The following is a 12,249-nucleotide window of genomic DNA, read 5'->3' as shown; positions in this document are numbered from 1 at the left end:
TTGCGGGATACCGCCTTCCTGCTCAGAGATAGGCAGGATGCGATCGCTTCTTTCCTGAACCATGTTCAGGAGAGTTCAGCGTGAATGTATCAGTGCAGCAGCGCAAGCCACACTTTCCATTCCTTGATAAAGAAAAAAGCCTGCCTTATTACTCCGCAACACTGTCGTGACGGGGCAGGCCGAAGGGATCCAGAGGCACTTTTTGGGAGATGCAGGAGCTTTAGCTGCGGGCCAGGGCGGATCCCAAAAGCAGAGCCATCACTGCCGGCACCAAGGCAATCGCCAGGATGGTGAAAACTTGTGCGTCCGTCATAACCAACTCCCTAACAGTGGAATTGCACAAAAGTCAGCCCCCTCACTCTACCGTAGCTTGAGGGGTAGCCTTGACACCGAGAAGAAAAGCTCAACATTCTTTACAAAGCAGCCCTTGCCCATCCCGCTTGACCGTGGCTCCCAGATCCTCTGCTTGGATCGATGTTGCTCCGCAACGCTGTCGCGACTGACATTCTCCCCACCCCTAAAGCAAGGGATTCTTTCTCAGTTTTGGGGCTTTACCCCAGGCAGAAAGGCCGGGGCCTGCGCTGCTGGTTTGCGGGTCATGCTACGATGTTGCTCCGCAACGCCGTCGCGACGGCGAAGCAGTTCTTGCCCATTCCTCCTGCGAAGTTCGGTCTTGGCGTCATCATGGTAGCTGCTCCACAAAGTCTGACCACCCTACGGGATAACCTGGCCATCCTGGCGGAAACGGATCCCGTTGTTTACCGCCTGATCCAGCAAGAGCTCAACCGGCAGCGGGATCACCTGGAGATGATCGCCAGCGAGAACTTCACTTCTCCTGCTGTCTTGGCCGCCCAGGGCTCGGTGCTCACCAACAAGTATGCAGAAGGGCTGCCGGGCAAACGCTACTACGGCGGCTGTGAGTTTATTGACGAGATTGAACAGCTGGCCATTGACCGGGCTAAGCAATTGTTCGGGGCAGCCCACGCCAATGTGCAGCCCCACTCGGGGGCGCAGGCCAATTTCGCTGTTTTCCTGGCCCTGCTGCAGCCAGGAGACACAATTATGGGCATGGATCTGGCCCACGGCGGCCACCTTACCCACGGCTCCCCGGTAAACGTCTCCGGCAAGTGGTTCCGCGTGGTGCACTACGGGGTGCATCCGCAGACGGAGCGGATTGATTTTGACCAAGTGCGGGATCTGGCCCTGCAGCACCGGCCCAAGCTGATCATCTGCGGCTACTCTGCCTATCCGCGGACAATTGACTTTGCCGCTTTCCGCGCCATTGCCGACGAGGTGGGGGCCTATCTTCTGGCCGACATTGCCCACATTGCCGGCTTGGTGGCCACTGGACATCACCCCAACCCCGTGCCCCTCTGCGATGTGGTGACCACCACTACCCACAAGACGCTGCGAGGGCCGCGCGGGGGACTCATTCTCACCCGCGACCCAGAATTGGGCAAAAAGCTGGATAAGGCAGTGTTCCCCGGCAGCCAGGGGGGGCCGCTGGAGCATGTTATTGCTGGCAAGGCGGTGGCCTTTGGAGAAGCCCTGCAGCCCGGCTTCGCCCAGTACTCGGCCCAAGTTATCGCCAATGCCCAAGCCCTGGCGGGATCCCTGCAACGGCGAGGCATTCGACTGGTTTCCGGGGGCACCGACAATCACCTGATGTTGCTGGATCTGCGCTCGGTTTCGGCGGTGCTGGAAAAGACTGGGGCGGCGGATCCGGTAATGACGGGCAAGCGGGCGGATCGGCTGATGGGGGAGATCCACATCACCGCCAATAAGAACACCATTCCCTTCGACCCACAGCCGCCCTTTGTAGCTAGCGGCCTGCGTCTGGGATCCCCAGCCTTGACCACCCGCGGCTTGGGGCCGGTAGAATTTGAGGAAATTGGGGAGATCATCGCCGATTGTCTGTTTCAGCCTGAGGAGCCTGCTGTATTGGAAGAGTGTCGCCAGCGGGTGGCTCAGCTCTGTCGTCGTTTCCCCCTCTACCCCCACTTGGGATAACCGCAATCCTCGCCACGGCTTGCTATGCCCTACTTGGTTGCCTTTCTGGCTGCTGCCTGTGTGGTTCTGTGGGCAACCCCGGTGGTGAAGGCGGTCGGGATCCGCAGTGGCCAGTTGGATTTTCCCGATGAGCGCAAGATCCACCGGCAGCCGATGGTACGCCTGGGGGGGGTTTCCATCTTTTTTGGGAACTTGGTGGCCCTGCTGTTGCTCTGGGGAGCCGGAGCTTTTGGGGGCTTGCGCACCGAGCAGGAGTACGAGATTTGGGGGGTGACAATTGGCGGGGTTTTGTTTTTCTCAATCGGCTTGGCGGACGACCTGTTTCACCTGTCGCCCTTTTCCCGCTTGTTGATGCAATTCGGCGTGGCTGCTGCCGCCTGGGGGGTGGGGGTGCGCATTGAGTTCGTCAACCTGCCCGGGAGAGGGATCTGGCCCTTTCCGGTGTGGTTGAGCCTGCTGATTACCCTGTTCTGGCTGGTGGGGATGGCCAACGCCATCAACTTTATGGATGGGCTGGATGGGCTGGCGGCAGGGGTGTCGGGAATCGCGGCGGTGGTGATGCTGATCGTAACCCTGCTGCTGGATCGACCGGCGGCGGCCATGCTGGCGGCGGCCTTGGCGGGGGCTTGCCTGGGGTTTTTGCGCTACAACTTCAACCCGGCGCAGATCTTCATGGGGGATGGAGGGGCCTATTTTTTGGGCTTTACCCTGGCTGGGATCGGGGTGATCGGGGTGGCCAAGGGGGTGACCACGCTGGCAGTGGCTCTGCCTTTCTTTATCTTGGCGGTTCCGATCCTGGATATGTCCACCGTGATCCTCAAACGGCTGGCCAGGGGGAAGTCGCCTTTCCATCCCGACAAAGGCCACCTGCACCACCGTCTGCTCAAAGCTGGCCTATCCCAGCGGCATTCGGTGCTGCTGATCTATGCCATGACCCTTTGGGGGGGATCCCTGGCCTTGGCCTTGGCGGGCTTGCCAGCAGGGGGCACCTACCTGGGCGGGGCCTCGCTGGTGTTGGCAGGGGTGGCTTGGGGGGCTTGGCAACGGCAACGAGCTTTGCCCTCGGAGGACAGGCCCGAACAGGAATATGTTGCTCCGCAATGCTGTTGCGACCAGGAATGTAAAGAAGATTGAGCTGGGCTTGTTCTCCATCGCTCGCCTGCCTAGACTGGAGGCGCTCTATATTTGTTGTTTTTTGTTTTGTTGTTTTTTGTTTAGCTCTGTGTTGCCTCATGCGCCCCACACCTGAGTTGGCAGCTCTCCTGCGCCGCACCGCGGATCGTATCCAATCCCAACACTGGGGCTTCTGGGACTGGGAGTACTGCTGGCGGGACAGCACCCGCTGCAATTGCGGCCTGTTGGTGCGAGAAGCCCTGGGCTGGGATCGGCAGCAACTCAGCCTGCGCATCCACCGCGGCACCTGGCGCTCCATCGCCCAAACCGCCTACCGAACTGTTGCCCTGGCCTTGAGGGATCCCTGGCAACTGGAGGGGCAGTGCGAGGCCACCGGCCTGCGGCTGGGGTATGTGTTCGAGAAAATGGCAGAGCTGGGGTTCGACCAACCGGAAGACTTTGCCGCCCTGGAGGAGCTGAGCGATCCCGTAATTCTGGCCCGCCTGGCGGAAAAAGGTGTGGAGCCAGCACAGCGCGACCAGGCGATCCATGTGGCGCTTTACATGCGGGAACTGGCGGACTGGATTGACGAACAACTGCAGGCGCAGGCTCAGATCAGCCGCTTGAGCCAACCTTTGCCCAAAACACCAGGGATCCTCGTCCAACAGTCGGTGCACCTTACTTGAGGAACTCAGTTAGATTCTTCCACCATTACCACATGGGCAGGGATCCCAGGGGGAAGAGCCTTGCAGCCGGACAAAAAGGCCAGCTCGATTAAGAAGGCAAATCCCCCCACTTCAGCACCGCTCTGGGCCACCAATTGGGCGGTGGCGGCGGCTGTGCCCCCGGTGGCAATGACATCATCCACGATCAACACCCGCTCTCCAGGCCGCAGGGCGTGGGCGTGCAGTTGGAGCTGGTCTTGGCCGTATTCCAGGCTGTAAGTCTGGCTGAGCACCGGCGGCGGCAGTTTGCCTGGCTTGCGAACCGGGACAAAGCCCAAGCCCAGGTGTTGTGCCAAAGCAGCCCCTAAAATGAACCCCCGCGACTCGATGCCGACCACATAATCTAGGGATCCCATGCCGGTGGTGCCGGCGGCCAACTGTTCAATAGCCGCCCGGAAGCCTGCCGGATCCTGCAGCAGGGGGGTCATATCCCGAAAGAGGATGCCGGGTCTGGGAAAATCGGGCACCAAGCGAATGAGGGCTCGCAGATCCATCCTGTTTTCCTCGCTGGCCAGTGGCTTGCTGTTCGCGTTAGCGGGACGGAGTCCTCAAAGGACGCTCCAAGCAACCCATCATACTCGGTTAGCTAATGGGCAGATGGGATCCCTTTTGGTCAGTCGAGCAACGGGGAAGATTTTTTATAATTGGCAAGGCTAGGGGCCGCGGCTCACCTGGTCACCCATCTGTGAACTCGGAGACTTCTCATGCGTTATTACATGGCCATCGACTCCAATCCCCTAGCCAGTTTGCCGCTGGCTCTGTTTGGGGTGAGCAGCGAGGCGGCCTATGTCGATCTGCTGCAAGACAAGCTCATTGTGCGGGCGGGCAGCCTGTTCAACGAGACGTTCTCCTTGAGCGAGTTGGGGCGAGGGGAGCGCTTTCCCTGGCCCTGGTACTACGGGGTGGGCGTGCGCACCGATTTTCAGGGGATCGTTGGCCCGGTCACCAGCACCCAAGGGGTAATTGCCATTCCACTGGTGCAGGAAAAGCCTCTTTTTATTCCGTTGCTGGGGCCGGTGGGGCTGCAAGTGCCCTGCAAAAAGCTGGTCTTCAGCCTCAAAGATCCAGACACCTTCCTGGCCAACTTCAATCAGGGTCGCCCAGAGGTGAACGCCGGCCCGAAGAGTGTGGTGATTGAGTAGATGGGGATCCCTGTGAAACCTGAGAGACGGCGGCCTGTCAAGAGCCTACAGAGATCCCCCAGGGGTTGGGGTGACAGGCCCAGAAGCAACGCGGCTTATGCGACGCAAGCCCGGCAAGCCGGCATCCACCACCACCACACTGCCATCCGCTAAGACTACCAAGCCGGCAGGCTGCTCAAACCGGGCCACCGAGGTGGGGCCATCCTGCCAACCGCGCTGATTCTGTCCGGCCAAGGTGGAAACTTGTCCCCCAGGCTGAAGACGACGAATGCGATGGTTATCTCGGTCGGCCACCCAGAGGTTGCCTGCCGCATCGAAGGCCAGCCCCCCCAGGGTTTGAAAACGGGCCTCTGCCAGGGGGCCATCCCGATAGCCTGGCTCTGCCCCGGAGAGGGTGGTCACTCGTCCGCCAGCAGAGAGCCGGCGCAGGCGATGTCCATCGGCAATCCAGAGGTTCCCCTCCTTATCCACCGCCAGAGCCGTGGGCTGCAGGAGCTGGGCCTGTTCTGCTGGGCCATCGACGGATCCCGGCTGGCCGGTGCCGGCAACCGTGGTCACTTCACCTGCAGGGGTGATGCGGCGGATGCGGCGATTGGCGCGGTCGGCAACGTAGAGGCTGCCATCTGAACCCAAAGCCAGCCCAGATGGCTCCCGGAACTGAGCTCGGTCAAGCCCCCCATCTCGGTATCCGGCTATACAAGTGCCGGCAAAGGTGCTCACCTGTCGTTGCAGGTTGATATAGCGCAGGCAATGGTTGCCGCTGTCGGCCACCCACAATCCCCCCTTGGGATCCCAGAGCAGCCCCTGCGGGGAGTTGAACCGCGCTTGCTCGGCTGCTCCGTCTTGGTAGCCTGCTCTGCCTGTGCCGGCCCAAACTTCCAATTCCCCCTCTGGAGACAGCCGGAAGATGCGGTGCTGGGCTCTATCGGCTAAATAGAAGGCTCCTTCAGGATCCACAGCAATGCCGCTGATTTGCTGCAGGTAGATCCTGGACTCGGTGCCGGTGTTATCAGGGGCGTTGCCGACAGGATCTGCCGCGGGCGAGGTGCGGCCATCCAGCAAAGTTTCCACCACCCAGGCCGATGCTGCCGGAGCAGTGGGGGTGGGAGAGGGGCTGGGGGAAGGAGTAGCGGCAGGCCAATCGTAGACCAGAGTGCCCAACCCTTGCCCGGAAGCATCCGCAACAGCAACCCAAACTGAGCCGGAAAGAGAAGAAGGCGGCATCACCACCAAACGGTCACCGCTGCGGGAGCGAATTTCCCCCCTCAGGATGCGCTCGGGATTGGCTGCTGCAGCAAAGAGAACTGTTTCCACCCGCTCCAAATTTTCCCCTGAGAGCAGCAACGGCTGGCCAAGGGTGGGCGCTGCCGAGCTGGTGTGCAGCAGCGGTACCCCCACCTCAGAGAGCACCAACATCGAAAGGCGGCGCTGGCGCTCTGTGTCTTGGGGAGGACGATTGACACTGCCAGAACTCCCAGAGCGGGCAGAAAGGGTCAGGGATCCCTTCCCTTGCGCCAGAGTGGTGGATCCCCGATAGGCAATGGCGCTGAGCTCCGCTTCTCCGGCGGGGGGGTTGGTAAAGGTGAAGGTGGCCGGTTGCCCTGGGCGCAGAGGGGCAGTGGCGGTTTGGCGATAGGTGCCCAGGGTAATGCTCAGGTCGATCCCTTCCACCCCTGGCCAGGTGGGGGTGCGGGCCAGCCAGCGATCCACCTCTGAGGCCGGTAGCTGGGCCACCAGATCGGATCCCTGTTCCTGAAGCAGCAGAACAATGCGGTTGCTGGGCACCGACAAGCCGGCCTGACGCGCTTGCTCAAAAGTGAGAGAAAGCGGGGAGAGAGGGAGAGGAGTTGGGGTTGAAACCGGCTGTAGGGCCGCAGGGGGAAGAACGCTGGGAGACAGACTAGAAGAAGGAAACTCGCCACAGCCTGAGAGAGCCAGCACCAAGGCACTCAGCGCAGGCCAAGATAGCGGTGTCAGGGAAACCCGTCGTGGCATGACGCAGCTCATCCTCTCCCACAGGCTGGGAAATGGCGGGAACCCAAACCCCCATGTTTATCTTCATCAGCGTACAAACCGGCGAAAATTGCCCAGCACCCTCTCTGCCGCAGGAGCCACCTCGACCAATGCCTTGGCCCCTGAACCGCATTCCTATTCATGACCAACCATCCTCACCCGCAGGTGAGTCGCACTCCTCACTCCATCTATCCTTACTCAAATCCCCACCGAAAGACCAGATAGCAGTTTCAGCGGCCAGGAAATCATCCAGGCCATAGCGGTAGCGCTGTAAGTCGATGCTGCCCGCGTTCGCCCGGTTCGGCTATAGAGTGGGGACAGGCCACTCTCGCGGATGAATCAAGTAGACGGTACCCCCGGAGTGCTCCAGCCACAACGACTCTAGCTGTTCGCGGCGGTAGGTACGGCGAACCTCTTCGTTGGTTTTGGCCGCCGGATCGTGGACGATGGGATCCCCATGGCTAAACTGCTCCGCACCGCTGCCGCGAGCAAACCCCACCAGCACCGCCAAATGACCCTTGCTTTTGGGGATCGGCGCCCCTTCCAGTTCTCCCTCACCCCAAGCATAGCTGAGGATCACCGGAACCCCTGCCGCGATCCAGGCTTCTGCTTGGGCCAAGCTCTCCAGCCGCGCCACCACGCCGGACAAACCTTGCTCGGCAGCATGGGCGACGTTGAAAGCCCAGTTGCCATGGCCCTGGTAAACCCGGTCATACACACCGGCCACTGCTGCGCGCACCAACACCTCACAGGGGCGGGGATCCCGCTTCCAGTAGGCCATCACCATCGCCAAAGAGGTGGGGCTACACCAGACCTCTCCCCCATCGGGGTACACCATCTGGGAGCACAAAGGCAGATCCAAGACTTTGCCCCAGCGGCTGGGATCCCCAGGGGATAGGCGGCTGGGCCTGACCGGCTCGTTGGAAATGGCAACTGCCACCTGATCCACAACGGCAGAACGGCCTGGCTCTTGCGTGAACAGGCGCACCCTGACCTGGAAGGCTTCTGCTCCGTTGAGGGTATCCTTGAGCACCAGCAAGTCCGTGTACAGGTTGCCATCCTCATCCCCTTGTCCTTGCACTGAGTGGCTGGCCAGAGTCAAGGGATCCGCAGCCCATACCCCGCCGTGATACCACTTTGTCCAGCGGTCTGAAAGCTTGGCCCGAATCCACAGTTCCAACCAGGTGCCGGGGGGCGTGGTGGCATTCCAGGAAGCGATTGCCCCGACCATAGGGAAGCTGGTGGGGACTGCTGGGCTGGTGGCTTCTCCCACCCAGTAGGGGCCAAGGGGATAGAAAGGGCGCCCCCGATCGCGTAAGCGGGACGGAGTCCTTAGCGCCACCTCAGGCTCTTCAAGGCTGACTTCTTGCCGCAAACCCTCTGGATCCAAGACCAATTGCCCTTGGGCGTTCAGGCGGATCCCTTGGGTTGACCAGTCCTGAAACCCCTGAGCTTCTCCCGCCCGCCAGCGCTGAAACCCGGTGCGATAGGTGAAGTGGGTCTGGGCTTGCATCGTCAAGAGCATGACTCTAGTCAATAATAAGCTCAACTATACTGAAAATAATGTATAATATGTTCAGTACGGATTACTACCAGTTGATCTTTCTGTTTACTTTCGAGTCTGCCAACATGGTAGCCAAAGCAAAGCAGAAAATTGGTAGTAAGACGACACGGAAACTGCGCTTTGGGTATTCTACTCAAAGCTTTGCGGGATACCGCCATTCTGTTTGGAAACAAACAGAATGCTATCGCTGCATAGTTGAACAGTGATGTTCAGCAGTGTTCAGCGTAAATGTATCAGTCCTGGAAAAGTTGGAACAGGCTGGGCCAACGTGGGCAACCCCAGCAAGAGCAGCACAACCCCGCTGACCAGCCCAGGCAGCCCCTGCCGTTCGCGTAAGCGGGACGGAGTCCTTTAGCCACTGCCTTCTGCGAGCATTGTCCGCCTGCCCCCACTAATAGCGCGACACCGCCGGATGTCCACCAATGTACCAGCGCCAGGGGATCTCGGCTCCTTGGGTGATGCCGATGCGGGTGGTTTGGACGATGGACAACTGCGTTTGCCAAGAGGGGGATCCCTCCAGCCAAATGCCTTCCTGGCCGGCTTCCGCCCGCTCTAGCCGCCAGCCGTTGTGGGATCCATCGATGCGCAGGGCTTGACAGAGCAGGCCCGGCCCCGCCGCCGCCCGTGCTGGCTGATTCTGTTTGTTGGCCGGGATCCAGTCTGGCAGGCGATCCAACTGAGCTGCCCGGATCAGAACCGCCGCCGGGATCCCTTCTGGCTCGGTAACGATATTTAGACAGTGGTAGAGGCCGTAGATGCGATAGATGTAGAGATGCCCTGGCGGGCCAAACATGACCTGGTTGCGTTGGGTCTTGCGGCGGTAGGCATGGCAGGCCGGATCCCCAGCCGTGTAGGCCTCCGTCTCTACGATCTGGGCCCGCACCTGCAGCCCATCGGCAAATTGCCGCACCAGAACCATGCCCAGCAAGGCAGGTGCCACCAGCGGGGCCGGCTGGCTCAACCACTCCACAGCGTCCACGGCAGGCTTGGCAGCCCTCAGCCCCCAGCAACGGCAGGGACGATGCTCACCTCATCCCCATCTTGCAGAGGGGTGTCACATCCCTTGAGGAAGCGAATGTCTTCGCTGTTCACATAAAAGTTGACGAAGCGGCGCAATTCCCCCTTCTCATCGCACAGCCGCGCCTTAATCCCCGGACAGCGTTGTTCCAAAGCATCCAACAATTCGCGGATGGTGGATCCCTCGCAATTCACCACCCCCTGATCCTGGGTGAGCGCCCGCAGCGTGTTGGGAATCAGCACCTTGACTGCCATAGCCCAATGCCTCGTCCATTAACCAACATCAAAAAACTAGGGTAGCAGCACCCCATCGATGCCGTGAATCACGCCGTTGGAAACTGGAATATCCGCCAGGTTCACGTTAGCCCCGTTGACCCGGATGCTGCCATCGGATCCCACCTGCACCTGCAGCGGCAGCCCTGCCAAGGTGGTCAGAGTGGTCGATTGGCCGGGCCGCAGGTCAAACGAGGTAATCCGCCCCGGCACCACATGATACGTGAGAATGCGGGTGAGCTGAGCTCGGCTGGCCGGCTGCAACAGCGTCTCCACCGTACCCGGCGGCAGTTGCCCAAAGGCCACATCGGAAGGGGCAAAGACCGTGAACGGCCCCGGCCCTGCCAACGCCGTATTCAGGCCCGTCGCCCGCAAAGCTGCCGCCAGCGTCGAGTAGCTGCTGGGCAAAGTTTCCAGCTCAACGGCAATGGTGTTTAGCCCTTGAGGCTGGGCCGCAGGAGCAAAGACAAGCGGGGCCACTACAGCCGCCAACGGGATCCAACGGCGAACAAGGCGTTGAACAGAAGGAAAGATAGGCATTGTGCAAAGCTCCTGAGCCAATAGGTCTACGCCAGGGATCTTAACAGTTCTTCATTAAGATCCTGTTAAGAGGCAATGGAGAGGGTCTTCCCTGCAAACCGAGTTCATACTGATGCCTCCTGCCAGTCCAGCCGCTCCAGGGTGCGGGCCCGCTCCAAAGCCTGTTCAAAGCTCTCCAGCCTGGGCGAGATCACCAGCGGATGGCCTACGTGGGCTTGAACCGCCTCCTGGGTCTTCAGACCGTTGCCAGTAATGTAGGCTACTGTAACCGCCTCCGGATCGATTTGACCGGATTCTGCCAGGTGTTTGAGCACGGCAATGGTGGTGCCGCCGGCAGTCTCGGTGAAGATGCCTTCGGTCTCGGCCAGGAGCTTAATGCCGGCGATGATCTCGGGATCCGTGGCCGTTGCGATCTGCCCACCGGTTCTGCGGGCAATGTCCAGGGCGTAGATCCCGTCGGCAGGGTTGCCGATGGCGATGGACTTGGCGATGGTATTGGGCTTAACCGGAGTGACAAAATCCCGTCCCTCGCGGAAGGCTTGGGCAATGGGCGAACATCCCTGCGCCTGGGCGCCGTGGAAGGTGACCGGCTTATCCGCCACCAGCCCCACCTTCACAAACTCCTGGAAGCCTTTGTAAACCTTGGTGTACAGGGATCCCGAGGCCAGCGGGATCACTACCTGATCCGGCAGTTGCCAGCCCAGTTGCTCCACCACCTCGTAGGCCAGGGTTTTGGAGCCTTCTGAGTAGTAGGGGCGCAGGTTGATGTTGACAAAGCCCCAGCCGTAGCGATCCGCCACCTCGGCGCAGAGGCGGTTCACCTGGTCGTAGTTGCCCTCTACAGCCATAACGGTGGGGTTGTAAATCAGGGATCCCAGCACCTTGCCCGCTTCTAAGTCCGCCGGGATGAAGATGGTGCAGTCCAAGCCGGCGTGGGCGGCAATAGCAGCGGTGGAGTTGGCCAGATTGCCCGTGCTGGCGCAGGAAACGGTGGTAAAACCCAGCTCCTTGGCGCGGGTCAGCGCCACCGACACCACCCGATCCTTGAAGCTGAGGGTGGGCATGTTGACGGCATCGTTCTTGATGTAAAGATTTTTTAACCCCAGCCGCCGACCCAGCCGCTCCGCCTTAACCAGCGGGGTCATGCCGGTGCCCACATCGATGGGCTTTTCAGAAGTTACTGGCAGAAAAGGCCGATAGCGCCAGATAGACAGCGGCCCAGCTTGGATGCTCTGCCGGCTGACGCTGTGCCTCAGCCAGTCGTAGTCATAAACTACTTCCAGGGGGCCGAAACACAGCTCACAAACATGCTTGGCGACCGGCTCATACTCGGCGCCACACTCCCGACAGCGCAAACGGCTGAAGCCCACCTTGGAGCTGTGCAAGGCAGAGGCCAACGGGGAATCGGCAGGGCTGAGCGGGCGTTCGGAAAGAGTTTGGGACATGGGCAGCCTCAAGGTGAAGGAAAGGGTGGGCGCTGGATTGAACTTACCTATCGTTGGGGGGAATCTTATCACCCGCAATCTGCCGCGTCAACTAAACCCGACTAAAATAGTCTGGATTAGATCCGGTTGAGGATAATGGAATCGGTGCTTGGCTCTCTCAGGCGGGCTGTCTGGTGTTTGTATGAGCCGCAACATCCCTTGGGCGACTCTGCCCTTTCCTCTGGGATCCCCTGCTATCGGCAGCCTTGGGGGAGCTGATCCCAGCGCCCTGAGGTCTCTTCAACTCTTCAATCAGGTGACTTAGGCTGGGAAGTAAACTACCCGACTCCGACCGCTAAAGCGGTACGGAGCGGGCTTTCAGTAGCCCTGAGCCTGCTCTGCCCTACCAGAGAACAAAACAGGCCCGA

The 12,249-nt window shown here is 60.4% G+C and carries 12 protein-coding genes; 4 read left to right on the top strand and 8 right to left on the bottom strand.

Annotated features, from left to right (window positions below):
- Positions 1-220 precede the first annotated feature (220 nt).
- Positions 221-313: a photosystem I reaction center subunit XII gene (psaM, locus tag ACVWZU_RS13490; protein WP_011434349.1), complete on the bottom strand. Its 93-nt coding sequence runs from the start codon at positions 311-313 to the stop codon at positions 221-223.
- A gap of 371 nt (positions 314-684) precedes the next feature.
- Between psaM and glyA the strand changes: the two genes are divergently transcribed.
- The 3 genes from glyA to ACVWZU_RS13475 all read left to right on the top strand — a co-directional run bounded on the left by glyA (position 685) and on the right by ACVWZU_RS13475 (position 3,809).
- Positions 685-2,010, top strand: a complete 1,326-nt coding sequence (gene glyA / locus ACVWZU_RS13485; protein WP_457445412.1) for a serine hydroxymethyltransferase — start codon at positions 685-687, stop codon at positions 2,008-2,010.
- Positions 2,011-2,034: 24 nt separating this feature from the next.
- Positions 2,035-3,144, top strand: coding sequence for a glycosyltransferase family 4 protein (locus tag ACVWZU_RS13480; protein ID WP_457445410.1), 1,110 nt, complete (start codon positions 2,035-2,037; stop codon positions 3,142-3,144).
- Positions 3,145-3,242: 98 nt separating this feature from the next.
- On the top strand, positions 3,243-3,809 hold the full coding sequence (locus ACVWZU_RS13475; protein ID WP_148202776.1) for a hypothetical protein: 567 nt from the start codon (positions 3,243-3,245) through the stop codon (positions 3,807-3,809).
- 5 nt (positions 3,810-3,814) lie between these two features.
- On the opposite strand, the gene ACVWZU_RS13470 is transcribed toward ACVWZU_RS13475, so the two are convergent.
- Positions 3,815-4,342 carry an adenine phosphoribosyltransferase gene (locus tag ACVWZU_RS13470; RefSeq protein ID WP_414375389.1) on the bottom strand — a complete coding sequence of 176 codons (528 nt, stop codon included), beginning with the start codon at positions 4,340-4,342 and terminating at the stop codon, positions 3,815-3,817.
- Between the two features lie 210 nt (positions 4,343-4,552).
- Here ACVWZU_RS13470 and ACVWZU_RS13465 point away from each other — a divergent pair, with 210 nt between their 5' ends.
- Entirely contained in the window at positions 4,553-4,990 is a 438-nt protein-coding gene (locus ACVWZU_RS13465) for a hypothetical protein (RefSeq protein WP_011434354.1), read from the top strand.
- A gap of 45 nt (positions 4,991-5,035) precedes the next feature.
- On the opposite strand, the gene ACVWZU_RS13460 is transcribed toward ACVWZU_RS13465, so the two are convergent.
- The 6 genes from ACVWZU_RS13460 to thrC all read right to left on the bottom strand — a co-directional run bounded on the left by ACVWZU_RS13460 (position 5,036) and on the right by thrC (position 11,842).
- A complete protein-coding gene (locus tag ACVWZU_RS13460; protein WP_457445407.1) occupies positions 5,036-6,985 on the bottom strand; it encodes an NHL repeat-containing protein in 1,950 nt (649 codons plus the stop codon).
- 322 nt (positions 6,986-7,307) lie between these two features.
- The gene (locus ACVWZU_RS13455) at positions 7,308-8,540 is read right to left on the bottom strand and encodes a C39 family peptidase (RefSeq protein WP_457445405.1); all 1,233 of its coding nucleotides are present in this window, start codon (positions 8,538-8,540) and stop codon (positions 7,308-7,310) included.
- Between the two features lie 418 nt (positions 8,541-8,958).
- A complete protein-coding gene (locus ACVWZU_RS13450; protein ID WP_011434357.1) occupies positions 8,959-9,537 on the bottom strand; it encodes a DNA-3-methyladenine glycosylase in 579 nt (192 codons plus the stop codon).
- Positions 9,538-9,563: 26 nt separating this feature from the next.
- Complete coding sequence (locus ACVWZU_RS13445) at positions 9,564-9,839, bottom strand: ubiquitin-like small modifier protein 1 (RefSeq protein WP_011434358.1); 276 nt, start codon at positions 9,837-9,839, stop codon at positions 9,564-9,566.
- Positions 9,840-9,875: 36 nt separating this feature from the next.
- The gene (locus ACVWZU_RS13440; protein ID WP_011434359.1) at positions 9,876-10,397 is read right to left on the bottom strand and encodes a fasciclin domain-containing protein; all 522 of its coding nucleotides are present in this window, start codon (positions 10,395-10,397) and stop codon (positions 9,876-9,878) included.
- A 104-nt stretch (positions 10,398-10,501) separates the two neighbouring features.
- Entirely contained in the window at positions 10,502-11,842 is a 1,341-nt protein-coding gene (gene thrC, locus ACVWZU_RS13435) for a threonine synthase (protein ID WP_457445403.1), read from the bottom strand.
- Positions 11,843-12,249: the final 407 nt, after the last annotated feature.

Source organism: Thermostichus sp. MS-CIW-26, assembly GCF_054059115.1.
This window is presented reverse-complemented; position numbering and strand designations above follow the sequence as displayed.